Here is a 24348-nt window from a genome sequence, read left to right as displayed (position 1 = left end):
CCGTATGCCAGCGCTTAGGCGACAGCGCGCTGCGCGGTCTGGTTGTGATGCGCCAGCGCGGCTTCCACGTAGGCCTTGAACAACGGGTGGCCGTCACGCGGCGTCGAGGTGAATTCCGGGTGGAACTGCACGCCGACGAACCACGGGTGCATCGATGCCGGCAACTCCATCATCTCCGGCAGGTTCTCGGACGGCGTGCGCGCCGAGATGATCATCCCGGCCTTTTCCAGCTGCGGCACGTAGTGGTTGTTCACCTCGTAGCGGTGGCGATGGCGCTCGTTGACTTCCGCGCCATAAATTGTCGCGGCCTTGGTGCCAGGCTGAACGGGCACGCGCTGCGAGCCCAGGCGCATGGTGCCGCCCAGGTCGGAATCCACGGAGCGCTTCTCGACGCGGCCATCGCGATCCAGCCATTCGGTTATGAGCGCCACCACCGGATGTTCCGTCTCGTCGTTGAATTCCGTGCTGTTGGCGTCATTCATGCCGGCAAGGTGGCGGGCGAATTCAATCACAGCCAACTGCATCCCCAGGCAGATACCCAGGTAAGGCACACCATTCTCGCGGGCGTACTGGATTGCACGGATCTTGCCTTCGGTCCCGCGCTTGCCAAAACCGCCGGGCACCAGAATCGCATCCAGCGCTTCCAGTACCTCGGTATGGCCGGACTCCAGCTCTTCGGAATCGATGTATTCAATGTTGACGCGCGTCGAGGTATGCAGGCCGGCGTGGCGCAGCGCCTCGATGAGCGACTTGTACGACTCGGTGAGGTCGACGTACTTGCCGACCATGCCGATGGTGATCTCGTGCTGCGGATTTTCCAGCGTGTGCACCATGTGCGCCCACACCGACAGGTCCGCTGGCGGCGCCTCGATGCGCAGCTCTTCGCAGATGATGCGATCCAGCCCCTGCTCGTTGAGCATCTGCGGGATCTTGTAGATGGTGTCGACGTCCCACACCGAGATCACGGCGTCCTGCGGCATGTTGGCGAAGAGGGAAATCTTCGCGCGCTCATCCTCGGGAATCGGGCGATCGGCGCGGCACAGGAGCGCGGTGGGCTGAACGCCGATTTCGCGCAGCTTCTGCACCGAGTGCTGGGTCGGCTTGGTCTTGAGCTCGCCGGCGCTGGCGATGAACGGCACCAGCGTCAGGTGCACGAACGCAGCCTGGTTGCGACCCAGGCGCAGGCTCATCTGGCGCGCAGCCTCGAGGAACGGCAGCGATTCGATATCGCCCACCGTCCCGCCGATTTCAACGATCGCCACGTCGGCCTTGCCGTCGTGCGAGGCCTTGGCGCCACGCTCGATGAAGGCCTGGATCTCGTTGGTGATGTGCGGGATGACCTGCACCGTCTTGCCGAGATACTCGCCGCGACGCTCCTTGCGGATCACGGATTCGTAGATCTGGCCGGTGGTGAAATTGTTCGACTTACGCATCTTGGCCGAGACGAACCGCTCGTAGTGACCAAGATCGAGGTCGGTTTCAGCGCCGTCTTCCGTCACGAACACTTCGCCGTGCTGGAACGGGCTCATCGTGCCCGGGTCGACGTTGATGTAAGGATCGAGTTTGAGGAGGGTGACTTTGAGGCCGCGCGACTCAAGAATGGCCGCGAGCGAGGCGGCGGCGATGCCCTTGCCGAGTGAGGACACAACGCCACCGGTGACGAATACGAACTTGGTCATAAACCTGGCTTGCCGGGGAAAGCCGGATTATACCAAAGGTGTCCTCACCAATCCGTGACAGATGGGCGGATTTTCCCCATTCAGGCAGCGCGCCGCATGGCGGCCGTGTCGGCGCGCATCTCATGGATCATCTGCCTGATCAGCGAGGCCGTCTCCAGGGGTTTCTCCATCGGGTATAAATGGCTACCTTCGATCCAGCGCAGGCGGCGGCCGACCAAGCGCCGGGTCGCGCCGAGACCGACCTGGCGAATCTCCCGCGAGCGCGTCCCCGCCACGAAACTGACCGGAAACGCCGTGCCGCCGGCAATATAGCGCCCCATGTTGGTCGGCAAGGTGCGGTAGATCTGGTATTCCACCTCGCGCGAGAAGCGGAGCGTGCGCTCCCCATCACGGCCGGTGGGCTCGGTGCCATGCTCGACGTAATCGCGCAGCACATCCTCATCCCAACGGTCGAACTTCCGCTTTGCCTTGAAGTGGCTCCAGACGGAATCCAGGTCCGGCCACAGGTTGCGCCGATTCTTGGTGGCGGCAGCGGGCGACTGGCGATCGTCGATATCGAGCCATTGCGCCACGCGCAACAACCTGGCACGCCAGCCGGCAATGACGGGGGAGTCGAGCATCAGGACGCCCCGCACGCGCTCCGGCCGCCGCAATGCGGCCATCAGGCTCAGGAACCCTCCCAACGAGTGACCGACCAGCCAGACCGGCTCGGCCTGCGCATCGATCTCCGCCAACAATTCCTTCACGAGCCCCGGCCACGATCGGGTGACCGGAAACCGTGGGTCATGGCCAAACCGCTCGACCGCCCGGATGTCGAATTCGTCACTCAGCACGCCCAGCATCTTTCGATATGTACCCACCGGAAAGCCGTTGGCATGGGAAAAGAGCATCACGTCGCGCATCGGTCGACCCCTTCTGTGATGTCAGTACGATGCCTGCGATCCGCCAGCCGCCTGCTGTGCCGTGGCCGGCTGCTCGACAGCCGGGCCAGGAGCCCGTTGCGGCACCGCTGGCGCATCGGCAGCCGGCGGCGCGACGCGCACGGGCTCCACCTGGGCCGACGCGTGCCCCTCTCGCCCCAGCGGATGCACCGGCTGGGTCAGGGTTGACCAAGCCGGATCTTCGATCTCGGAAAACACCTGGCGCAGGCGCTTGCCCCAGGTGCTGCGGATCATCGCGAAATAGGGGTTCTCTTCATCGATGGCGACAAAGCGCGTCACCCGCAGAGCATCCGCTTCGTACACCAGCAGATCCAGCGGCAGGCCCACAGAAATATTCGACTTCAGCGTCGAATCCATTGAGATCAACGCGCATTTGGCAGCCTCATCCAGGGGCAACGTCGGCGCGACCACCCGATCGATGATGGGCTTGCCGTACTTGGCCTCGCCGATCTGGAAATAGCAGTTCTCGGGCGTCGCCTCGATGAAATTGCCCGCGGCATAGACGTTGAACAATCGTGGCCGCTCCGCACCGATCTGCCCCCCGAAGATGATGCTCACGTTGAAATCGATCTTGGCTTTGGCCAGTGCGGCGGCATCGCGGTCATACACTTCGCGCACCGCCTCGCCGACGATGGTGGCAGCCTCGAACATATCGCGCGCCGTCCACAGCGAGCGGGGCTTATCGCGCGCCTCGGCCAGCACCTGTCGCACCGCTTGGCTGATGGCGAGGTTGCCGGCGGTCAACAGCACCATGACGCGATCGTCCTCACGCTCGAAAACGGTCATCTTGCGGAAGGTGGAAATGGCATCGACGCCCGCATTGGTGCGGGAGTCCGACAAGAAGACCAGGCCAGCGTCCAGGCGCATGGCGACGCAATAAGTCATGGGCGAAGCAACAATCGGAGTCTGTGGTTACACGCATTCTAGCGTGTCGACCGTCACGCCTCGGACACGCTTGGAAGTGGTCCTCGATTCACTCAGGCGGCGTCAGCGGGCAGCGGCTCAATTGAGATGCTGACGTCCAGCGTCTCCGCCCCACCCCCCTGGCGAATGCCGCGAATCGGTGCCGCCGACTGGTAGTCACGCCCAACCGCCAGGCGGATATGACGTGCGTCGGTAAAGCATTGATGTGTCACGTCGATGCTGCACCACGTGTGCGTCTCGGCATCGAGACAGACATCCGCCCAGGCGTGACTGGCAAGATCCTCCTCGCCAACCGCATGAAAGTAGCCGCTGACATAGCGCGCGGGAACACCCAACACCCGGCAGCACGCCACCATCACCTGTGCCTGGTCCTGGCACACGCCAGCGCCCAGGTTGAACGCTTCGGCGGCGGTCGTCCCCACGTCGGTGGCATTGGGCTTGTAGCGCACCCGCTGCGCGATGGCACGGGCGAGGTTGAGCGCCGACCCGGCATCACCCCGGACCAAGCCGTGCTCGCGCGCAAACGCCACCATTTCGGGCGGCGCGGCGGTCAGCGGTGTCGAGCTGAGAAAGTACAGTGGCGAGACGCGATAGCGCCCCTCACCCGGTGCATCGACAAAGCGATGGCTGCCGGGTGTGCCGGCAGGAAACGCCTCGACAATCCCTCGCGCATCGATGGTGACATCGGCGGTGCGGTTGCCGAGCGTGAAGTGATGCACGACGTTGCCAAAGCCATCAGTGGCGCGGGTCAGGTTGCCTGGGGCGTGAATCTGCCAGCTATCCACCTGCTGCAAGGGGCCGCTGCGAGGTGTCAATCGCAGTTCATGCACGCTGTGGCGCAGCGGCTCAGCGTAACGGTAGACCGTCGTGTGTCGAATTTGGTATTTCACGATCGCAGGGGCCCGGCCCCGAGGCCGCACCCTGATGAACACAAAAGGCCCCGCGCGTCACGCCGCATCGAGGGGGACCAGGAAGTCCTGACTGATGCCGTTACCCAAATCGTTGATGCGCTCGAGGAAGTTGGTCAGCCACGCATGCAGGCCAACCGCGAGGATGTCTTCGATGCGGGCGTAACGCAAATCGGCATGCAATTTACCAGCGCGCCGCTCCGTCTCAGCGGACTGGCTGTTACGCACGGTCGAGAGAATCGCGACCACCTCGTCCATGCTGGCCAGCAGTGATCGCGGCATGTCGCTGCGCAAGATCAGCAGCTCTGCTACGCGCATGGGGGTGATCACGTTCCGGTAGATCTTGCGATAGACCTCGAAACCCGAAACCGACCGCAGGATCGCCGCCCAGTGATAGAAATCCGCGTGCTCGGCAGCACTCTCGTCACGCGTGGGCGTCGACTGGAACTTCACGTCAAGGATCCGCGCGGTGTTGTCGGCGCGCTCCAGGAAGGTACCCAGGCGCATGAAGTAAAAGGCGTCATCCTTGAGCATGGTCCCGAGCTGCACGCCGCGCGAGAGGTGCGAGCGGAATTTCACCCATTCGAAAAATTGGGACGGATCGTCGCGCAGCATGCCCTCCGCAATCAGGCGCTGCACGTCCAGCCAGGTGGTGTTGATCGTTTCCCACACCTCGGTCGTGATCGAGCCTCGCACGGCGCGGGCGTTCTCCCGCGCACCCCGCAGGCAGCTCATGATCGATGACGGGTTCGTCAGATCGCGGACCATGAAGTCAATCACGTCATCGCGCGAAAGCAGCCCGTAGCGCTCGTCAAACACCTGCGTCAGTTCGGAGATATCGAGCATGGCCCACCAGCCCTGCTCCGCCACTTCCGCCGATTGCGGCAGCAGCGAGGTCTGGTAGTTGACGTCGAGCATGCGGGCGGTGTTCTCGGCCCGTTCGGTGTAGCGCGCCATCCAGAAAAGGTGATCGGCGGTGCGGCTGAGCATGGCTTCCCCTTACGTATTCGGTGATGTCGGTGGCGATGGCGATGCTTCAGCGCTCCAGCACCCACGTATCCTTTGTTCCGCCGCCTTGCGACGAATTGACCACCAGCGAGCCCGCCCGCAGCGCCACGCGCGTCAGCCCCCCGGGCACCATGCGCACGTCCTTGCCCGACAGCACGAATGGTCGAAGATCGATGTGTCGCGGTGCGATGCCCGCGTCGACGTAGGTCGGGCACGTCGACAGCGCGAGCGTTGGCTGGGCGATGTACTGCTCGGGCATCGCCTTGACGACTTCCCGGAAGGCCGCGATCTCCGCCTGCGAGGCGGCCGGCCCCACCAGCATGCCGTAGCCGCCCGCGCCATGCGTCTCCTTGACCACCAGTTCATGCATGTGATCGAGCACGTATTGCAGGTCGTCCGGGCGACGGCACATGTAGGTCGGCACGTTGTTCAGGATCGGCTCCTCGCCCAGGTAAAAGCGGATCATGTCGGGCACGTACGGGTAGATCGACTTGTCATCGGCCACGCCGGTACCGATGGCATTGCAGATGGTGACGTTGCCCGCGCGATAGACCGACAGCAGCCCCGCCGCGCCCAGCGAGGAATCGGGACGGAATACCAGCGGATCAAGAAAGTCGTCGTCGACACGGCGGTAGATCACGTCGATCCGTTGCGGACCTTGCGTGGTGCGCATGTAGAGGTGGTCGTCCTGCACGAACAGGTCGTGCCCTTCCACCAGCTCCACCCCCATCTGCTGCGCGAGGAACGCATGCTCGAAATACGCCGAGTTGTACATGCCCGGCGTGAGCACCACGACGGTCGGATCGGCAATGTTCTGCGGCGACACGCTGCGCAGCATGTCGAGCAACAGATCGGGGTAATGCGCGACCGGCGCCACACGATTGCGCGCAAACAGCTCGGGAAACAGCCGCATCATCATCTTGCGGTTTTCCAGCATGTACGACACCCCGGAAGGCACACGCAGGTTGTCTTCCAGCACGTAGAACTCACCCTCGCCAGCCCGCACGATGTCGATGCCGGCCACGTGCGCGTAGATGTCGCGCGGCACGCTCACACCCAGCATGTCAGGCCGGTACTGGGCGTTGTTGTAGATCTGTTCGGGCGGGATGACGCCTGCCCGCAGGATGTCCTGCTCGTGATAGATATCGCGCAGGAAGCGGTTGAGCGCATCCACCCGCTGACGCAGACCACGTTCGAGCGTCGCCCATTCGCTGGCCGGGAAAATGCGCGGGATGATATCGAATGGAATCGTGCGCTCGGTGCCGCTGTTCGATTCGTCCTTGTCGCCATACACGGCAAAGGTGATGCCGACGCGGCGGAAAATCAGGTCGGCCTCAGCGCGCTTGTTCTGCAGCGTGGCGGCGGACTGGCCACTCAGCCATTCCGCGAACCGCTCGTAGTGCGCGCGCACCTCGCCCTGCTGGACGAGCCCTGCCGGATCCGGTTCAGCGGCATGGGGGCTGCGGTCACCGTCATGCCATTTGAGCATTTCATCGTAGAACCGGACTGCCATGCTGTTCTCCCCTGATGACGTGCCGTACGGTGTGCACGGCACGCGATTTTTATAGTACAGCGGTTTTGCGCCCCACAATTGGGGCCAATCCGTTGTGCCACCATGTTTCACGGCAGCGCGCCCATCGCTTCCGGGCCCGTCGCCAGCGCTTCCACGTCCCGCGCGGAGGACCAGTAGCGTGACCGCATGGACCGCGCCGTCTGGACATCGAGCGCATCGCCGCGCGTCTGCACGACGACGGCGCCGGTCTCATCGGTGCGCAGCCGTTCGATGTCGCGCGCCACGTAGCGCTGCCACACCTGCGGATGCGGATGCCCGTACCGGTTGCGGTAGCCGACCTGGAAAATCGCTACCTGCGGAGACACCGCGTCCAGGAACGCGCCGCTGGAGCTCGTCTTGCTGCCGTGATGCGGCACAAGCAAGATGTCTGCCATCAGCCGCTCCGGCGGCCCGGCGACGAGCCCCGTCTCCTGGGCGGTCTCGATATCGCCCGTCAGCAGCGCGGCGTGCCGGCCATTGTCGACCCGCAGCACGCAGCTGCGGGCGTTGCTTGTCACGGTCGCACCATCGTGAGGCGCCGGCACCGGATGCAGCACCATGAAAGTCACGCCATCCCAACTCCAGGCTTGCCCGGCCTGGCATCTCGTCAGCCTGATGCCGTGCGCTCCGGCCACTGCATACAGCGCATGGCCTTCGGGTAAGGACGCCAACATGGTGCGCACCGGCACGGCTTCGATCACGGTTTCGGTGCCACCGGCGTGGTCGGTGTCTTCGTGGCTGACAATGAGCGCATCGAGTGCTTCCACGCCATGCGCACGAAAGTATGGGGTGATGGCGCGGGCGGCGGCATCGGCATGGTCGCCGTACCGGGGGCCCGTATCGAACAGCAGACGGTGGTTGGCCGTTTCGACCAGCGTGGCAGCGCCCTGGCCGATATCGAAGGCAACGACGCGGAATTCGCCGGGCAGCGGCGCCGGCACGCGCGCGAGCACCATCGGCATCAGCAGGAGCGCGCCCTGCGCGCGCCACGCCCAGGCCCGATGGGCCCCCGGCAGCAGCAGCAACACCACGCCGCCGATCGCAAGCAATAGCGCCCAGGCTGGGGCCATCGGCGCCGCCCATACGGACCAGCTTGGCCGGGCCAGCCACTCCAGCCAGGAAACGAGGCAACCGAAGCTCGTCTCCGACCACATCAGCAGCGGCTGCGCCAGAGGATCCGGCAACGCTGCGCCGCCCAGGGCGAGCGGCGTGGTCACGAAACTCACCAGCGGAATCGCCAGCCCGTTGGCCGCCGCGGACACCACCGATGTCTGCTGGAACAGCAGCAAGGTCAGCGGCAGCAGCCCGAACGTGATGGCGAGTTGCATGCGCGTGGCACCCTGCAGACTACGGGCTAGACGCGTCGGCCAACCGGGGGTGTCTGGGCTGCGTCCCCCGTCGAGCGGCAACTGCGCGGCAAGAAAGATGATCGCCACCGCCCCGAATGACAACCAGAAGCCAGCCGACATCACCGCCCAAGGGTCGACCACCGCAACGATTGCCGCCGCCCAACATAACGACAGACTGGCCGGCACGTTGCGATCGGTGAGCCGCGCGATCGCGACGGTCGAAAGCATCAGGAGCGTCCGCTGCGCCGGCACGCCCATCCCCGCGAGCAGGCAGTAGGCAAAGGCTGCCAGCGTGGCCGCGATGGCACCCGCGCGCGGCGTCGGCATGCGCAGCGGCAGCGGCGTGCGTAACCAGCGCGCCATTCCAAACGAGCGGCGCCAGAGCGCCATCCAGAGCGCCGCAAAGAGGCTTGCGATCATCGTGATATGCAGGCCAGAGATGCTGACGAGGTGGCTGATTCCGGTCCGCCGGAACAGCTCCCAGTCTTCAGTGGCGATACCGCTTTGGTCTCCCACAACAAGCGCAACGATGACGTTTGCATGGCGCGCATCCGGCAATGCAGCGAGGATGCGGCGGCGAACCGCGGCGCGCCAGCGTTCGACACCCAGCCAGAACCCCGAACCAGCCTCATCGAGCTGCGCATTCTTTACCCGCTTAGCGGTACGCACATAGCCGGTCGCGCGAATGTTGTCCGCGAGCATCGCGTATTCGCCGTCGAACCCCTCGGGGTTGATCAGACTGTGCGGCCGGTTGAGCCGGACTGTCAGTTGCCAGCGCTGACCGGGCTGCAGATCGGGAATGCCGGCACGGCGGTCGGGTGCAGTGTCGTCCTCGTCGGTACCGCGGCCGTTTCGCGCCCCATACCAGGACAGGCGCACAAGCGGCGGTACTGCGTCGCCGGCGGTGCTCGATTCGATCTCGAAAAGAAAGCGTGTGGCGCTTTCGGCAACTTGCGGCAAGTCGACCACGACGCCAGTGGCGATGATGTCCTTGCCTTCCCACGCCGCGCCGAGTGCGACGGACAGGCGTTGCTCCGCGCGCCAGTCGCTCCAGGCAAAACCCGCAGCCACGGCACTCGCAGCAAGCAAGACAGGAAACAGGCGCGCCCGGCATCGCGCCAGGAAGGCGAGCCCTAAGCCAAACGCGAGCAGGGTAACGGGCAGCCACAACGGTGCAAGCGCTGCCTGCATCTGCAGCACCATGCAGCCAGCCACAAAGCCGATGAGAACCGAACGCACTGTGCGGGCGTCAGGCTTGCAGCAGAGAAGCCAGGCGGGGAATAGCCTCGATGCTATTGCGGCGCACCTGGTCGGCCAGCGCGTCGATGGTGATGCCGCGCAGTTGCGCCAGGGCAGCCGCGATACCTGCGACCTCCGCCGGCGCATTGCGCGTACCGACCTGCGCGCCGAACTGATCGTCGGATAGCCAGGCGGGCGCGAGGTCCGGCGCATCAGTTTCCAATACGATGGCCTCCATGGGCAGCTCGGCAGCCAGCCGGCGAACACGGTTCGCGCGCGAGAACGTGAACACGCCGCCAAACCCGAGCTTGAAACCGGCATCCACGTAGCGGCGCGCCTGATCGGGGCTGCCATTGAACGCATGCGCGATGCCCCGCACACCTGCCCTGGCCGCCGCGCTACGCACCTGGTCCTGCGACTTTCGCACGTGCATCAGCACGGGCAGATCGAACTCGCGCGCGATGCGCAACTGCGCCTGATACACAGCGTTCTGTCGCTCGACGTTGGGATCCGGAATGAAGAAATCGAGTCCGATCTCGCCCACGGCCACGAAACGCGGGTCATCCATGGACGCGGCGACTTGGCGGCGCAACTCGGCCAGATCCTCATCGCTGGCCTCGGCGGCACACAGTGGATGAATGCCGAGCGCGTAGCTGCAGCCATCATGCAGGTGCGCCAGGGCGCGCACCGTATCAAAGTTCCAGCGCGCCACGGCGGGTACCACGATGTGGCTGACGCCCGCGGCCCGCGCCTGCTCGACCACGGTATCGCGGTCAGCGTCAAACTCGCGGGCATCGAGATGGCAATGGGTGTCGATCCACATGGCAGGCTCAGCGTTCGGCAAAGCGGCAACGTATCTGAATGGCCGGGATCCTGGAATCCGACAGTTCTGATACTGGATGGACTTTGCGCACCGCCAATCATCGCTCCTGGTGCAGATGACCGTCCCGCAGCCGCAGAATGCGATCGCAGCGGCCAGCCAGTTCGATGTCGTGCGTGACGATGACGAAGCTGGTGCCGAGCGTCCGCGTCAGCTCCAGCATGAGGTTGAACACCTCGCCAGCCGTGTGGTCGTCGAGGTTGCCGGTGGGCTCATCAGCGAGAACGCAGGCGGGCGAACCCACCAGCGCACGCGCAATGGCCACGCGCTGACGCTCGCCGCCGGAGAGCTCGCCAGGACGATGCGCGGTTCGCGGGCCCAGCCCAACACGCTCGAGCATCGCCTGGGCGGTGTGGCGCGCCTGCGCTTCTTCCACGCCCCGGATGCGCAGCGGCATTGCCACGTTATCCAGCGCGGTGAATTCCGGCAGCAGATGATGGAACTGGTACACGAAGCCCAGCGCCCGGTTTCGCAGGGTGTTGCGCTCGCGCTCTTTCATGGCTGTGAACGGCTTGCCGAGCAGGGAGACGCGGCCGGAGGTCGGCACGTCCAGCCCGCCCAGCACGTGCAGCAGCGTGCTTTTGCCCGAGCCCGATGCGCCCACGATGGCCACTTTCTCGCCGACACCGATGCGGATGTCCACGCCCTTGAGCACGTCCACATTCAACCCGCCCTGCGTGAACGACTTGCACAGCCCCTCCGCCTGCAGCACCGTACCCGTCGGCGCCGCCACGGGCGTTTCCATGGAAGTCATGACGGCCTCACTCATAGCGCAGCGCCTCCGCCGGGTTCACGCGCGAGGCGTGCCAGCTCGGATACAGCGTCGCTACCGACGCCAGGATGAAGGAAATGATGCCAATGGTCGCAATGTCGTTCACGCGCGGGTCCGAGGGAAGTTCGCTGATGAAGTAGATGTCACGCGGCAGGAATTGCACGTGGAAGAGACGCTCGATGAAGGGCACGATCACATCGATGTTGTACGCGACCAGCGTGCCGAAGGCGACGCCCAGCAACGTCCCGATAAAGCCGATCGCCACGCCCTGCACAATGAAGATCTTCATGATGGACCCGGGTTGCGCCCCCATCGTGCGCAGGATGGCGATATCGGCCTGCTTGTCCGTGACCGTCATCACCAGCGTCGAGACAAGGTTGAAGGCCGCGACCGCAATGATGAGCGTCAGAATGATGAACATCATCTTCTTCTCGGTCTTGACGGCGGCGAACCAGTTGCGGTTCTGGCGCGACCAGTCCCGGATGTAGAGCTCGCCGGTCAGCGTGCGCGATAGCGCCTCGGCCACCTGCGGCGCGCGGTCCATGTCGACCAGCTTCAGGCGCACGCCCGTCGGACCATCCAGCCTGAACAGGCGCTCGGCGTCGTCCATGTTGACCAGCGCCAGCGAGCTGTCGAACTCGTAGTGGCCCGACTCGAACACGCCCACCACGGTGAACTGCTTCAAGCGCGGCAATACGCCAGCCGGAGTGATGGTGCCCTGCGGGGCCACCAGCGTCACTTTGTCACCCTCTTGTACGCCCAGGCCTCGGGCCAACTGGCTGCCCAGGGCGATGCCGAACTCGCCGGGTTTCAGGTCATTGATGCTGCCGGACTTGAAATCCTTGGCGATGTCGGACACCTTCGGCTCATCGGCCGGCGACACACCGCGCAGCAGCACACCGCGCACAGCCTCGTCACGGGTGATCATGGCCTGTGCACCGACATACGGCGCGGCGCCGATCACCTCCTTGTTCTGCATGGCCTCGCTTGCGGTGCGCTGCCAGTCGGGCAGGCTGGTCGGCGCCATGACTTCGATATGCGACAGCACCGACAGCATCCGGTCACGCACTTCTTTCTGGAAGCCATTCATGACCGAGAGGACGATAATCAGCGCCGCCACCCCCAGCGCGATGCCTAGCATCGAGATGAGCGAGATGAAAGAGATGAAGCTGTTGCGGCTGGCGCGTTTGCTTGCACGCGTGTACCGCCAGCCAATCTGCCATTCGTATGGAAATTTCAAGGGGGGTCCCCGTGGGTGTGATGAGTCCGGCGCACTCGCCGGGCAGCCGGAAGTTTACAATCTTGGAGCCATGATTCCTGAACTCACCCTGATTGTCCCGTTTTGCGCGCCCGCTGCCGAGGTGGCGGATGACGCTTACCGTCAATTGACCTTGCCAGGCCTCGAAAGGTTGCTTGCGCACGCACGCGAGACGGAACGCGAGCGCCATGACGACGCCTACCTGCCGACGCTGCCCCACGAGCGCTGGCTGGCAGCCCATGCGGGGCTCCCGATTTCGCCGCTTCCTTCCGCCCCGTACATGCGCCTGGCCGACGGCGGGGCCGCCGACACCCGCACCTGGGCATGCCTGCAGCCGGTGCACATCCACGCCGCCCGGGACCATCTGGTGATGCTCGACCCGGCCCAGCTCCGCCTGGAAGCCGCCGACGCCGACGCCCTGCGCGCCGCCATCGCGCCGCTGCTGGCCGACATGCGCCTGACGCTGGACGCCCCGCACGCCGCGCGCTGGTACGTCGCCGACGCGCCATTCGGCGATCTGGTTGCGGCCGCCCCGCAGCGCGCCACGGGGCACAACATCGACATCTGGATGCACAAGGGCGAACAGGAGCGCGCCTGGCGCAAGTTCCAGAACGAGATCCAGATGACCTGGTACGACCACCCCGTCAATCAGGCACGCGAAGCACGCGGCCTGTTGCCGGTCAATTCGGTCTGGCTGTTCGGCCAGGGCGCGCTGGTCGATGCCCGCCCGATTGCCGAGCGCATGATCGGTTCCGACGCATTCTTCGCCGGCCTGTGTCACGCGGCCCATGCGACCGAGTTGTGCGCCGAATCGCTTGGCGCCCTTCCTGCCGATGACACCAGCGCGGCGGCGCTGCTCGATGCCGCCGCCCGGCCCTATCTTTCAGCCGACTGGTACGACTGGCTCGAAACCCTGCGCAGATTCGACCGCGATTGGTTCACGCCCGCCGCCGACGCACTTGCGGATGGCCGCATCGACGCGGTGTCGCTTGTCCTCACCGGCGATTCGCACTACGCACACTACCGTGTCACGCGCCGCGAACTGGCCCACGGTCCGTTCGGCTGGCTACGCCGTTTCAGCCGCCCCCGTACCCTGCGCGACGCGCTGTCCCCGCTTTCCATGGCTGCCTGATCCTGCATGACCCGCATCGCTGTCCGTCCGCACTCCACAGAGGCCGCCAACACGTTGGCTGGCCACGGAATTCACCCCGTTCTTGCGCGCATCCTGGCCGCACGCGGCGTCGCCCGCCCCGACGAACTGTCGACCGAGCTGGCCGACCTCCTGCCACCGTCGCAGCTCAAGGGCATCGACGAGGCGGCGCGCTACCTCGCCGACGCCATCGCTGCCGGCAAACGTCTGCTCATCATTGCTGATTACGACTGCGATGGGGCCACGGCGTGCGCCGTCGGCGTGCGCGGCTTGCGCATGCTTGGCGCGCAGGTGAGCTACATCGTCCCGAACCGCTTTGAGTACGGCTACGGGCTGTCGCCTGAAATCGTGGCTTTGGCCGCGCGAGAAAAGCCGGACGTACTCGTGACCGTCGACAACGGCATCGCCGACGTGGCGGGCGTTGCGGCGGCCAATGCCCTGGGCATCGATGTCGTGGTGACCGATCACCACATGCCGGGCGCGCAATTGCCCGACGCGCGCGTGATCGTCAATCCGAACCAGCCGGGCTGCACCTTCCCCAGCAAACACCTGGCAGGCGTGGGCGTGATGTTTTACGTCCTGCTGGCGCTGCGCGCGGAAATGCGCAACCGCGGCATCTTCTCGCCGCAAGACCAGCCTCGGCTGGACACGCTGCTCGACCTCGTGGCGCTGGGCACGGTGGCCGACGTGGTCAAGCTCGATGCGAACAATCGCCTGCTGGTGGCGCAGGGCCTCAAGCGCATGCGCGCAGGCAGGATGTGCCCCGGTATCGCCGCGCTGTTCCGCGTGGCAGGCCGTGAGGCGCATCGCGCGTCCACATTCGACCTCGGCTTCGGACTGGGCCCGCGCCTGAACGCTGCCGGGCGCCTCGCAGACATGACGCTCGGCATCGAATGCCTGATCACCAACGACCATGATCGCGCCATGACGATCGCCGCGGAGCTCGATGGCATGAACCGCGAGCGCCGCGAAATCGAGGCCGGCATGCAACAGGAAGCGCTGGCCATCCTCGCTTCCGCGATCGATGGCATGGATGGCACGGGGCGTCATACCATCGCCGTCTATAACGAGACATGGCATCAGGGCGTGATCGGCATCGTCGCGTCGCGGATCAAGGACAAGTTCCATCGCCCCGTGTTCACCTTTGCCCCCGGTGACGACGGGGTCATCAAGGGCTCGGGCCGCTCGATTCCAGGCTTTCACCTACGCGACGCGCTCGATGCCGTGCACAAGCGCTGCCCGGGCCTGATCGTCAAGTTCGGCGGCCACGCGATGGCGGCGGGGCTCACGCTGCGCGAAAGCGGCTTCGACGAATTCGTCGCCACCTTCGAAGCCGTCGGCCAGGAACGGCTGACCGAGGCCCTGCTCGCGCGCGTGCTGGAAACCGATGGCGAGGCCGATCCGGAATGCTTCACGCCACAGTTTGTGGAGCTGCTCGAACACCACGTGTGGGGGCAGGGATTTCCGGCACCGAGCTTCTGCGGTGAGTTCGACGTGCTGTCGCAGGCGGTGCTGAAAGACAAGCACCTCAAGCTCAAGCTCGGACGCGGCAAGCAGCACTTTGACGCCATCTGGTTCAACCACGCGGAGCCTCTCGGGGCGTCTGCCTATGTGGCTTATCGGCTCGACAACAACACGTTCAACGGCGTCACGCGCGTGCAGATGGTGATCGAGCATGCGCAATAGCGTTCAGGGTCGGCATGAAACCTTGCTCCAGCGCATAAACACATGCCAAAACTGTCTGACGGCGCGCAGCCGACGCAGCCGTTGGCCGCAATGGGTGCGTTACAATGCGCGATGTCTTGTGCGGCCGCTACCATGGTCGCGCGCCCCACGAATTCCTAGCATCAACTTCCAAGCGAAATGACTCACGTCGTTACCGAAAGCTGTGTCCGCTGCAAGTACACCGACTGCGTGGACGTCTGCCCCGTCGACTGCTTCCGCGAAGGCCCGAACTTTCTGACCATCGACCCGGACGAGTGCATCGACTGCGCCGTCTGCGTGGCTGAGTGTCCGGTCAACGCCATCTATGCCGAAGAAGACGTGCCGGCCGATCAGCAGCAGTGGATCGCCATCAATGTCGAACTGGCGCAAGCCGGCTGGCCGTCCATCACCAAGACCAAGCAACCCCTGCCCGACGCCGACGACTGGAAGGACGTGAAGGACAAGCTGCAGTATCTGGAGCGCTGACCTCCTGCCCTTTTCACCGTCATCACAAAAAAGTGTTGACGAGAAGAAAGGAAACTAGCTAAAATTCATTTCTTCGCTGTTCCCCGATAGCTCAGTCGGTAGAGCGCCGGACTGTTAATCCGTAGGTCCCTGGTTCGAGCCCAGGTCGGGGAGCCAAAAAATAAAACGCCTCGCTTCGTGCGGGGCGTTTTCATTTGCGGCATCGGTCTCGTGTATCGTCTGCACCGGTCGCCCAAGCCCGAGTGGTGAAATTGGTAGACACCGCGGACTTAAAATCCGCTGCGCCCTAATCGGCGCGTGCCGGTTCGATCCCGGCCTCGGGCACCATGCCTCCCTCCCTTAGCCTGACCTCACCTGATTTCGCGCGGCGCATCCGCCGGGCCCCTGCCATCCTCGCGTCGCTGCGATGGTGTCGCGACGGTCCGCGGCGAGATCGTTGCAAGCAGGCCACGCGCGCTTGCGCACACCAGGCGCCAAGTCATGACGGCATCAGGCGCGGCGTTGATGGATTGCGCAGGCGCTGCGCGTGACGAACCCTCGCGCTTTCATTCGCAATGGCTGTTCATTCCGGAACACGCCCATCCTGAAAAACGAAGCCGCGGCATGGAAGCCGCGACTCAGATACCACGCGCGTGCGCGCGCAGTCCACCTGACGCTATTGCGCGAGGCGCTTGAAGCGAAAGGATCAGCCCAGCAGCCAGCGCGAGCCGACGTTGATCAGCGCACCGACACCGACGAGTCCGATCCACAGCACCGCCGCACACAGCAGCGGCCGCACGCCGGATTTCAGCAGCATCGGCACATGCGTTTGCGTGCCGATTGCGAACATCGCACAAGCGAGCATGGCGGTGTCGATTGCATCGATAGGGGCGTGCCATGCGGCGGGAATGACGCCGACCGTGTTCATCAGCGTCACGCCCAGGAGGCCCACCGCAAACCACGGCATCGCCTTCCAGGCCTGGCTGGCCGCCTGACGCAGCGCACCTTCGCGCGCATTCTCCGAATGCGCCTCACCCCGGGTCGGCGTGGTGCACGCGAGCACGACCAGCAACGGCGCCAGAGCCAACACACGGACCATCTTGCTGACGACCGCCGCGTTGGTCGCCTCATCGCCCAGCGGCCGCGCCGCCGCTATCACCTGTGCGACCTCATGCATGGTCGATCCGATATACACGCCGAAGTGCTGCGGCGAGATTGCCATGCCGGCATGCATCAGCCACGTGTAAAGCCACGGATACAGGAAGATCCCCAGTGTGCCGAACAGCACCACGCTGGCAATTGCGACGGCCGTCTCGCGCGGTTGCGCCTTGACCGCCGGCGCCACGGCCAGCACCGCCGCCGCGCCGCACACCGCACTGCCGGCCGCCACGAGAATGGCCTGCGACCGCGCCAGGCCAAACCAGCGCGTGCCAATCCACGTCCCCGACAGCATGGTCACGACAAGAATCGTCAGCGGAATCGCCACGCCGGAGGCACCCAGATCATGAATCTGGGTCAGCGTCAGCCGAGCACCGTAGAGGACCACGCCCGCACGTAACAGCGTATGCCGCGCAAACTGGATCGCGCCGGGCGTGAGCCAACGCTGATGCCCCGGCACGTGACCCACGACCATGCCAAGCAGGATCGCCAGCGTCAGCGCACTCAACCCGAGGCGCGCCGCCCAGCCCATTCCGCCAAGCACAACCGCCAAACCCGCGCATGCCACCAAGACACCCACGCTGACCAGCGTGTATGCGTCAAACCGGGGAGCAACCCCTTGGGGCGCCAATCTTTCCTGAGCAATCGTCATCACATTCGCCTTGCTTATTCGTTATTCGCATAACGATATGCATCGCGTGATAACATGTAAAACGGGTAATTTCTATAATAACGACCAGTTTTATGGATACATCTCCTCCACGCGCCACGCTCCGTCAATGGGCCGTCTTTGCGGCCATCGCGCGGTGCGAGACGACCACCGCGGCCGGCGAACAGCTGGGGCTGTCGCAATCTGCGGTAAGCGCAGCATTGGCCGAGCTCGAATCGACGCTTGGGCAACCCCTGTTCGACCGCCATGCCCGGCGCCTGCATCTGAATGCACTGGGCCGCCAGTTGCTGCCGCAGGCGCAGGCGCTGCTGGATCACGCCGACGCGCTGGAGCACGCCACAGCGCAGGCCAGTGTGCGATTGAAGCTCGCGGCCAGCAGCACGATCGGCAACTACGTGCTCCCCGCCCTCCTCGCGGGCTTCCGGCAGCAGATCGCCCCCGACAGCCAGCTCGACGTGCTGATCGGCAATACACAGGACGTAGTCGACGCCGTGCAGCGTTTCGAGGTGGACATCGGCCTGATCGAGGGCACCTGCCGTGGCGAGTCGCTCGAAATCGAAACGTGGATCGAGGATGAGATGGTGATTGTCGCGGCGCCCGGGCACCCGCTTGCGAGCGGGCCCGTGTCACACAACGCACTGCGAGAAGCCGGCTGGCTGATGCGTGAGCCAGGCTCAGGCACGCGCGAACTGATCGACAGCCGGATCGCCGCGCTCATTGGGCCGCTGCACGTGGCGCTCGAGCTTGGCCACTCGGAGGCCATCCAGCGCACGGTGGCTGCCGGCTACGGAATCAGTTGCCTGTCACGCCACGTGGTGGCCGATGCGCTGCATGACGGACGGCTGGTCGAACTCGATTGCAATTTACCGCGCATTGCCCGCCCGCTGCTCATCGTGCGTCACCACGACAAGCACCCGACGCATGGCCTGACGCAGTTCATCGACGCCCTGCATCGTCATGCTGGTGACTCGAAAAAAATGACACAGGGGGCTAGCGCGATCGAAAAAACGTTGATATAGTTTCGCTTCTTCCCGGGGCGTTAGCTCAGTTGGTAGAGCAGCGGACTCTTAATCCGTAGGTCGAGTGTTCGAGTCACTCACGCCCCACCAGTATTTAAAAGGCCCGACAGGCAACTGTCGGGCCTTTTTCATTGGTCGCAGCACACCGCTTGTACAAGCACGAAGGCGCCGCCCGCACTCACTTCGAGACAGTCCCTTCCGTGTACGGATCGCGTTTGCTTTGCTTCGCCCCCTCCGTGTAAGGGTCACGCTTGGCGTTCCTGCCTCCCTCCCAGTCGCGCTTTTTCTGTTTGGCGCCTTCCGTATAGGGGTCGCGCTTACCTTGCTTCGCGCCCTCCGTGTAAGGATCGCGATTGGCGTTCCTGCCCCCCTCCCAGTCGCGCTTGTCCTGTTTGGCGCCCTCCGTATATGGATCGAATTTGCCGGTCCGCTGACCCTCGGTATAAGGGGCATCCGACTTCGTCTGTGCATAGACCGAGGCAGACGTCGCTGCCGCAACAACGAGTACCGTCATCATGAGTTTTCTGTCCATCGCTCGCTCCCAGGTTTGATCTGACACCAGACGATCCAGACTGCATCGAGACAGGCGCCGCCGTGTTCGCCGGTGTCGGGACGCAATCGTCGAGTGCGATAGACAAAGTCTAGTAAGCCCACGGGCCGTTCCGTTGACGGGGGTCAATGCTTGACCGTGGTGAGCCGGCGCAAGAACGTACTGGGCAAGCGCCCTCGCCACCGCTGAAGATCATGCTGGCTTGAAATGCCGGCGCGTCCCATGCTGTCGTCGAGGCAACCTTGACGTGCCAGTGATTGCATCAATTGCCGACCCGGACGACGCTTGCTTACGGGGCGCATATGGCAGGCACCGGCACCTGCCGGAACCAAGCCAGCGCATCGGGACATGAACGTCGTCTGCGGTCATTTGGTCGCGGACCACCAGGGCATAAGCCTCCCTCCGCTTGCGCTCCAGCCTCAACCGACTGCGGCCACCTGAAACAGCATGCGCAGTCGCATCGTCTTGCCCGGCGCGAGGACACGCAGACCGGTACCCCCCCAACCCTGTCCGGCCAGGTTCACCGCATCGGCTACATGCGAAACCGGCTCGAGGCAAACGTAAGGCTGCCCGGCAGGCGCGTGGAGAATGAAGTGGTCGAGGGGATCGTCCGCACTCAGCGTGAGCGTCGCGCCATCCGCGCATGACACGACGGCGCGTTGCTTCCATTCGCTGTAGTACACGCTCAGCGCGTCGTCGGGCAACGCGCGGGCGCGGTGGAAGTCCTCGCGCATTGTGATGGGCTCGCGGCGAATGGCGACCTCACCAGCGTCGACGGGCCACATCGTTGCCGCATCGAACTGCACGTGCATGCCGCGCCCGCGCGGAATATACGGATGGAACCCGCCTCCCGCGGGCATATCGCTGTCACCCTCGTTGCGCAGGGTCATCACGGCCTCGAGCCCATCCGGGTTGAGCGTCAGCGTCTGCATCGCCGTGAACGGCCAAGGCCAGTTTCCGGGCTCCGGTACGTAACGCAGGCCGAGCACGATCGACGAGGCGTTCAGTTGCTCAACCTCCCATGCACGCGCATGCGCCAGCCCATGCATTGCATGCGGCTGGCCGGGGTGCGGCGCGAGACCGATCTCGCGCCCGCCCCACTGGAAACGGCCGTCGCGAATGCGATTCGAGAACGGCAACAACGGATAACAGCCGGCCTTGGGCCATACCTGCCCATCAAAGCCCTCCCGCAGGCAGGCCTCGGACATCGGCACCAGCCAGTCGATGCGCCCGCCGCCTTTAACAACCGAGGTCAGCGAGGCAATCCGCCCGCCCAGCGCGGGTGCGACATCCATTGTCAATGCGCCGGCGCGCAGCATGTGCACCGCGCCCGGCTCAAGCCAAGATTTTCTTTTCATCAGAACGAACGGCGAATGCCGACCCTGCCAATCCACTCACCCCACCCGGGGACAACGCTTGTGCCCGATCGCTCCAGCTGTCGTCATCACGCGCCTCACCGGACCATGCACGGGCGCTTGTTGTCGAACTGCCAGTTGGGAATGAGCTGCCGCATGGCGATCGCGTCATCTCGCGCGCCGAGGCCATGCTGCCGATACAGCGCGTGAGCCTTCTCCACCTGCTCCATATCAAGTGTCACGCCGAGACCCGGCGCAGCCGGCACATCGATCTCGCCACCCGCGATTTCGAACGGCTCACGCGTCAGGCGCTGGCCATCCTGCCAGATCCAGTGCGTATCGATGGCAGTGATGTTGCCCGGGGCTGCGGCCGCCACATGCGTGAACATGGCCAGTGAGATATCAAAGTGGTTGTTCGAGTGCGAGCCCCAGGTCAAGCCCCAGTCGTCACACATCTGCGCCACGCGCACCGAGCCCTGCATGGTCCAGAAATGCGGGTCCGCCAGCGGAATGTCGACCGAGTGCAACTGGATCGCGTGCCCCATCTGGCGCCAGTCAGTGGCAATCATGTTGGTTGCCGTCGGCAGGCCGGTGGCGCGGCGGAATTCGGCCATCACCTCGCGACCGGAATAGCCGTTCTCTGCGCCGCACGGGTCTTCGGCATAGGCCAGCACGTCATGTTTGTCGCGGCAGAGGCGAATCGCCTCGGCCAATGACCACGCACCGTTCGGGTCCAGCGTGACGCGCGCTTCGGGAAACGCCTCCGCCAGCGCGGTGGTGACAACCATTTCATCATCGCCGCTCAGCACACCGCCCTTGAGCTTGAAATCCTTGAATCCGTACCGCGCGTGCGCAGCCCTGGCGAGGCGCACGACGGTTTCGGGCGTGAGCGCTTCTTCGTGGCGCAGGCGCGTCCAGTCGTCGGTCGCGTCGCTGCCGTCGGCGTAGTCCAGATCGGTCCGCTTACGGTCTCCGATGAAGAACAGGTAGCCGAGCACGGGCACCTTGGCGCGCTGCTGCCCCTGCCCGAGTAGCGCTGCCACCGGCACGCCGAGATGCTGCCCGAGCAGATCGAGCAACGCGCTTTCCAGGGCGGTCACGGCGTGCACCGTGGTACGCAGGTCGAAGGTCTGCAGGCCCCGCCCGCTCGCATCGCGATCGGCAAACTGGCGGCGCACGCTGTTGAGCACGTTGTTGTACGCACCGATCGGTTGTCCGACAACCAGGGGCGTCGCATCTTCGATGGTCTTGCGGATGGCCTCGCCGCCGGGCACTTCGCCCACGCCGACATGGCCCTCGGAATCTTCCAGAATGGCGATATTGCGAGTAAAGAACGGACCGTGGGCGCCGCTCAGGTTCAACAGCATGCTGTCGCGCCCCGCCACGGGAATGACCCGCAGGCGGGTGACACGCGGCGTACATGCGCGGGATTCGGTGGTTTGGTGATTCATCGTCATCACGTATGTCATCAGTCGTCGTACAACTAGAGACGCGACTATAATGGGCCCACCGACCTCAATCCACCCCTGGTAAACCCGTACCGCCCCACCGGAGACCGCATGGACACCGCCAGTTCCCCCGCAACGCTAGCACGCCGCACGCACAGCCTGGCCGATGTGGTGGTGGATCACATCAAAGGGCGCATCGCGGCGGACTTGCTGCGGCCGGGCGACAAGCTGCCGACGGAATCCGCATTGATGGAAGCGCTGGGCGTGAGCCGCACAGTGGTGCGCGAAGCCATTTCCCGGCTGCAAGCCAAGGGGTTGATCGAAACACGCCATGGCATCGGCAGCTTTGTACTGCCACCCCGGGCTGACAACAGCATCCCACTCGGCGACGCTTCTACGTTGCACGATATCCTTTCGATGCTCGAACTGCGTGTCGCGATCGAAACCGAGTGCGCGGGGCTGGCCGCACTGCGCATTTCACCAGCGGGTATCGACGCCGTGCGCGCCGCACTCGAGGCCATCGAGCAAGATCAGGCGGATGGCAACGACAGTGCCCCATCCGATCTGCTGTTTCACCTGAGCATTGCGCGAGCAACCGGCAACGAACACTTCGTGGGCGCGCTTGCGCAATTGGGCAGGACTCTCATTCCGCGCACACGGATGAACCTCTCGCAGGTGGGCTACCTGAATGCGCCGGAATTGCGCGCCACCGTCAATCGCGAGCACCACAGCATCTTCGAAGCCATCGCCCGTAAGGACCCGGAAGCCGCCCGCGCAGCCATGCGCATGCACCTGTCAAACAGCCGCGAACGGCTGCGCCGCGCACAAGAAGCGGTCGACAGCCAGACCACTCGGCCCGCCGGCTGATCGCCTGGAAAACACACTTGACATTGTATGACGTCTGATCGCATGGAGGCATCGGCCGCGTGCGCCGGGCGAATCCGGGCCCCCTTGATAATGGTTTGTAGTCTTCGGCCGCCAGCCGCGTAACCTGAGCGTGCACCGACCCCTCGTGGGTGCGCTCCGGCGGCGGAAGAGAGAGCCGCGGCCTTCTTGGCCCTGATACTGCCTTACCGAGTATCAGGGCGTTTCTTTTGGCAATGACACCCCGCCCTCTTTTGCCGCGAACAAAGAAAAACGCCCCGAATTTCGGGGCGTTCCATCTTGCGTGAGTCCGAAGGGATCAGGCGGCTTCACTCTCCACGACACGCTCCAGGCAAAAGCCCTGCCCGTAGATGGCGCGCAGACGCAGGCCATTCTCGGCGCCCAGCTGAAGCTTCTTGCGCAACCGGGAGACATGCGTGTCCAGCGTACGCGAGTAGGGGCTCAGCTCACGACCCCAGAGTGCCAGTTCGATATCGGCGCGGGAAAGCACGCGCCCCGCATTGGCAAACAGCAGCAACGCCAACTCGAACTCGCGGGCGTGCACGGACACGGCCATGCCGCGCACGCGGATCGACCGGTTCTGCCGGTCGATGGAGTAGGCGCCCAACTGGATTTCGGACACACGGACCGCTCGGCTCACGGCAAAGCGGCGGATCAGCGCGTCGAGCCTGGCCAGCAGTTCCGGCGGGCGAATCTCGCCCTGGAAGCACAGGTCGGCGCCGTGGTTGAGCGCGTCGGCCGTCTCGGTATCGGCCTGCCCATCGCCAAGATAGATAATCGCGAGGCTGGGCCCAACGCGCTCACGCACGTGGCGCACCAGCGAAAGGCCAGGCATGTCGTGCGCGTGCGAGCCCACCATCAGCATGTTGATCCCGTGCAGGTCGATCGCCTCGAATACCTGACGGGAAAGAAACAGCGGCACGCATTCAAAACGCGTTGGCTGCAGCGCGGAGTGGATCGCCTGCTGGCGAGTGATATGCGTGTCGATCAGGCCGATTTTCATGGCTCAGTGTCTTGGATGTCCGTGCGTGGCGCGATCAGTTCGAGACGCGATGGCCATCGTGCGCATCGGCCCGCTCCTTGCCCGCGGCGCACGGATTGAATAAGCGCCGACCGGCCTGCCAGACGCGCAAACCCTGCAGTGGGTTCCCGTTGCCACGCAGGGCTTGATGCAGTCGCATGCGAACGCATTCGTATTCGCACTCGCTCAGTACATCGGTCGCGGTCTTGCTCAACATACGTGGCGCCTTGGGTGGCCGGTGATGCATGGGTTGCTCTGCCTGCGCTTCCGGGTCGTGCCCAGGTGCCGCCGTCTCTCGATCGGGTGTTTCACCCGCGTATGTCGTAAGCACCCGGTGAACCCGTCTTGCCAGCTAGGTGGCGCTGGGCGTCCAGCGATGCGGGAGCAGTTCGGCGATGTCGGCCGCCTTGTGG

Annotated in this window: 20 protein-coding genes and 3 tRNA genes; 8 read left to right on the top strand and 15 right to left on the bottom strand. The window is 64.5% G+C overall.

What is annotated here, in order from left to right; genetic code table 11:
• Window positions 1–14 precede the first annotated feature (14 nt).
• The 10 genes from pyrG to R2N03_RS17120 form a co-directional block, all read right to left on the bottom strand.
• A complete protein-coding gene (pyrG, locus tag R2N03_RS17165; RefSeq protein WP_316659006.1) occupies window positions 15–1679 on the bottom strand; it encodes a CTP synthase in 1665 nt (554 codons plus the stop codon).
• Between the two features lie 80 nt (window positions 1680–1759).
• Window positions 1760–2581 (bottom strand): alpha/beta fold hydrolase, encoded by an 822-nt coding sequence (locus tag R2N03_RS17160; RefSeq protein WP_316659005.1) that lies wholly within the window; start codon window positions 2579–2581, stop codon window positions 1760–1762.
• Window positions 2582–2602: 21 nt separating this feature from the next.
• Window positions 2603–3505 carry a proteasome-type protease gene (locus R2N03_RS17155; protein WP_316659004.1) on the bottom strand — a complete coding sequence of 301 codons (903 nt, stop codon included), beginning with the start codon at window positions 3503–3505 and terminating at the stop codon, window positions 2603–2605.
• Window positions 3506–3597: 92 nt separating this feature from the next.
• Window positions 3598–4434 carry a transglutaminase family protein gene (locus tag R2N03_RS17150; RefSeq protein ID WP_316659003.1) on the bottom strand — a complete coding sequence of 279 codons (837 nt, stop codon included), beginning with the start codon at window positions 4432–4434 and terminating at the stop codon, window positions 3598–3600.
• A 57-nt stretch (window positions 4435–4491) separates the two neighbouring features.
• Entirely contained in the window at window positions 4492–5442 is a 951-nt protein-coding gene (locus tag R2N03_RS17145) for an alpha-E domain-containing protein (RefSeq protein WP_316659002.1), read from the bottom strand.
• Between the two features lie 46 nt (window positions 5443–5488).
• On the bottom strand, window positions 5489–6973 hold the full coding sequence (locus tag R2N03_RS17140; RefSeq protein ID WP_316659001.1) for a circularly permuted type 2 ATP-grasp protein: 1485 nt from the start codon (window positions 6971–6973) through the stop codon (window positions 5489–5491).
• A gap of 107 nt (window positions 6974–7080) precedes the next feature.
• Window positions 7081–9600 carry a DNA internalization-related competence protein ComEC/Rec2 gene (locus R2N03_RS17135; RefSeq protein ID WP_316658999.1) on the bottom strand — a complete coding sequence of 840 codons (2520 nt, stop codon included), beginning with the start codon at window positions 9598–9600 and terminating at the stop codon, window positions 7081–7083.
• 10 nt (window positions 9601–9610) lie between these two features.
• On the bottom strand, window positions 9611–10423 hold the full coding sequence (locus tag R2N03_RS17130; RefSeq protein WP_316658997.1) for a TatD family hydrolase: 813 nt from the start codon (window positions 10421–10423) through the stop codon (window positions 9611–9613).
• A 97-nt stretch (window positions 10424–10520) separates the two neighbouring features.
• Window positions 10521–11249 (bottom strand): lipoprotein-releasing ABC transporter ATP-binding protein LolD, encoded by a 729-nt coding sequence (lolD, locus tag R2N03_RS17125; RefSeq protein ID WP_316658996.1) that lies wholly within the window; start codon window positions 11247–11249, stop codon window positions 10521–10523.
• Window positions 11242–12492 (bottom strand): lipoprotein-releasing ABC transporter permease subunit, encoded by a 1251-nt coding sequence (locus R2N03_RS17120; protein WP_316658995.1) that lies wholly within the window; start codon window positions 12490–12492, stop codon window positions 11242–11244. Before R2N03_RS17120 ends, lolD begins: the two co-directional genes overlap by 8 nt.
• A gap of 70 nt (window positions 12493–12562) precedes the next feature.
• Here R2N03_RS17120 and R2N03_RS17115 point away from each other — a divergent pair, with 70 nt between their 5' ends.
• From R2N03_RS17115 to R2N03_RS17095, 5 genes are all read left to right on the top strand, one after another.
• Entirely contained in the window at window positions 12563–13642 is a 1080-nt protein-coding gene (locus R2N03_RS17115) for a hypothetical protein (RefSeq protein ID WP_316658993.1), read from the top strand.
• Window positions 13643–13648: 6 nt separating this feature from the next.
• Entirely contained in the window at window positions 13649–15346 is a 1698-nt protein-coding gene (gene recJ, locus R2N03_RS17110; protein WP_316658992.1) for a single-stranded-DNA-specific exonuclease RecJ, read from the top strand.
• A 177-nt stretch (window positions 15347–15523) separates the two neighbouring features.
• Entirely contained in the window at window positions 15524–15850 is a 327-nt protein-coding gene (fdxA, locus tag R2N03_RS17105; protein ID WP_316658991.1) for a ferredoxin FdxA, read from the top strand.
• 80 nt (window positions 15851–15930) lie between these two features.
• Window positions 15931–16006: transfer RNA gene (locus tag R2N03_RS17100), tRNA-Asn, on the top strand.
• An 80-nt stretch (window positions 16007–16086) separates the two neighbouring features.
• A tRNA-Leu gene (locus R2N03_RS17095) sits at window positions 16087–16177 on the top strand.
• Between the two features lie 358 nt (window positions 16178–16535).
• Here the strand turns inward: R2N03_RS17095 and R2N03_RS17090 are convergent.
• Window positions 16536–17639, bottom strand: a complete 1104-nt coding sequence (locus tag R2N03_RS17090) for a YeiH family protein (protein ID WP_316658990.1) — start codon at window positions 17637–17639, stop codon at window positions 16536–16538.
• 92 nt (window positions 17640–17731) lie between these two features.
• On the opposite strand from R2N03_RS17090, the gene R2N03_RS17085 reads away from it, so the two are divergent.
• Together R2N03_RS17085 and R2N03_RS17080 are read left to right on the top strand one after the other, a co-directional pair.
• A complete protein-coding gene (locus tag R2N03_RS17085) occupies window positions 17732–18676 on the top strand; it encodes a LysR family transcriptional regulator (protein WP_316658989.1) in 945 nt (314 codons plus the stop codon).
• A 14-nt stretch (window positions 18677–18690) separates the two neighbouring features.
• Window positions 18691–18766, top strand: a tRNA-Lys gene (locus R2N03_RS17080).
• 88 nt (window positions 18767–18854) lie between these two features.
• Here the strand turns inward: R2N03_RS17080 and R2N03_RS17075 are convergent.
• The 3 genes from R2N03_RS17075 to gudD all read right to left on the bottom strand — a co-directional run bounded on the left by R2N03_RS17075 (window position 18855) and on the right by gudD (window position 22050).
• On the bottom strand, window positions 18855–19208 hold the full coding sequence (locus tag R2N03_RS17075; protein ID WP_316658988.1) for a hypothetical protein: 354 nt from the start codon (window positions 19206–19208) through the stop codon (window positions 18855–18857).
• A gap of 437 nt (window positions 19209–19645) precedes the next feature.
• Window positions 19646–20584, bottom strand: coding sequence for an aldose 1-epimerase (locus R2N03_RS17070; RefSeq protein ID WP_316658987.1), 939 nt, complete (start codon window positions 20582–20584; stop codon window positions 19646–19648).
• A 95-nt stretch (window positions 20585–20679) separates the two neighbouring features.
• On the bottom strand, window positions 20680–22050 hold the full coding sequence (gudD, locus tag R2N03_RS17065; RefSeq protein ID WP_316658986.1) for a glucarate dehydratase: 1371 nt from the start codon (window positions 22048–22050) through the stop codon (window positions 20680–20682).
• 90 nt (window positions 22051–22140) lie between these two features.
• Between gudD and R2N03_RS17060 the strand changes: the two genes are divergently transcribed.
• Window positions 22141–22896 (top strand): FadR/GntR family transcriptional regulator, encoded by a 756-nt coding sequence (locus tag R2N03_RS17060; RefSeq protein WP_316658985.1) that lies wholly within the window; start codon window positions 22141–22143, stop codon window positions 22894–22896.
• Window positions 22897–23212: 316 nt separating this feature from the next.
• On the opposite strand, the gene R2N03_RS17055 is transcribed toward R2N03_RS17060, so the two are convergent.
• Window positions 23213–23917 (bottom strand): response regulator transcription factor, encoded by a 705-nt coding sequence (locus tag R2N03_RS17055; protein ID WP_316658984.1) that lies wholly within the window; start codon window positions 23915–23917, stop codon window positions 23213–23215.
• Between the last annotated feature and the right edge of the window lie 431 nt (window positions 23918–24348).

Source organism: Ralstonia condita, assembly GCF_958405655.1.
GTDB lineage: Bacteria > Pseudomonadota > Gammaproteobacteria > Burkholderiales > Burkholderiaceae > Ralstonia > Ralstonia condita.
This window is presented reverse-complemented; position numbering and strand designations above follow the sequence as displayed.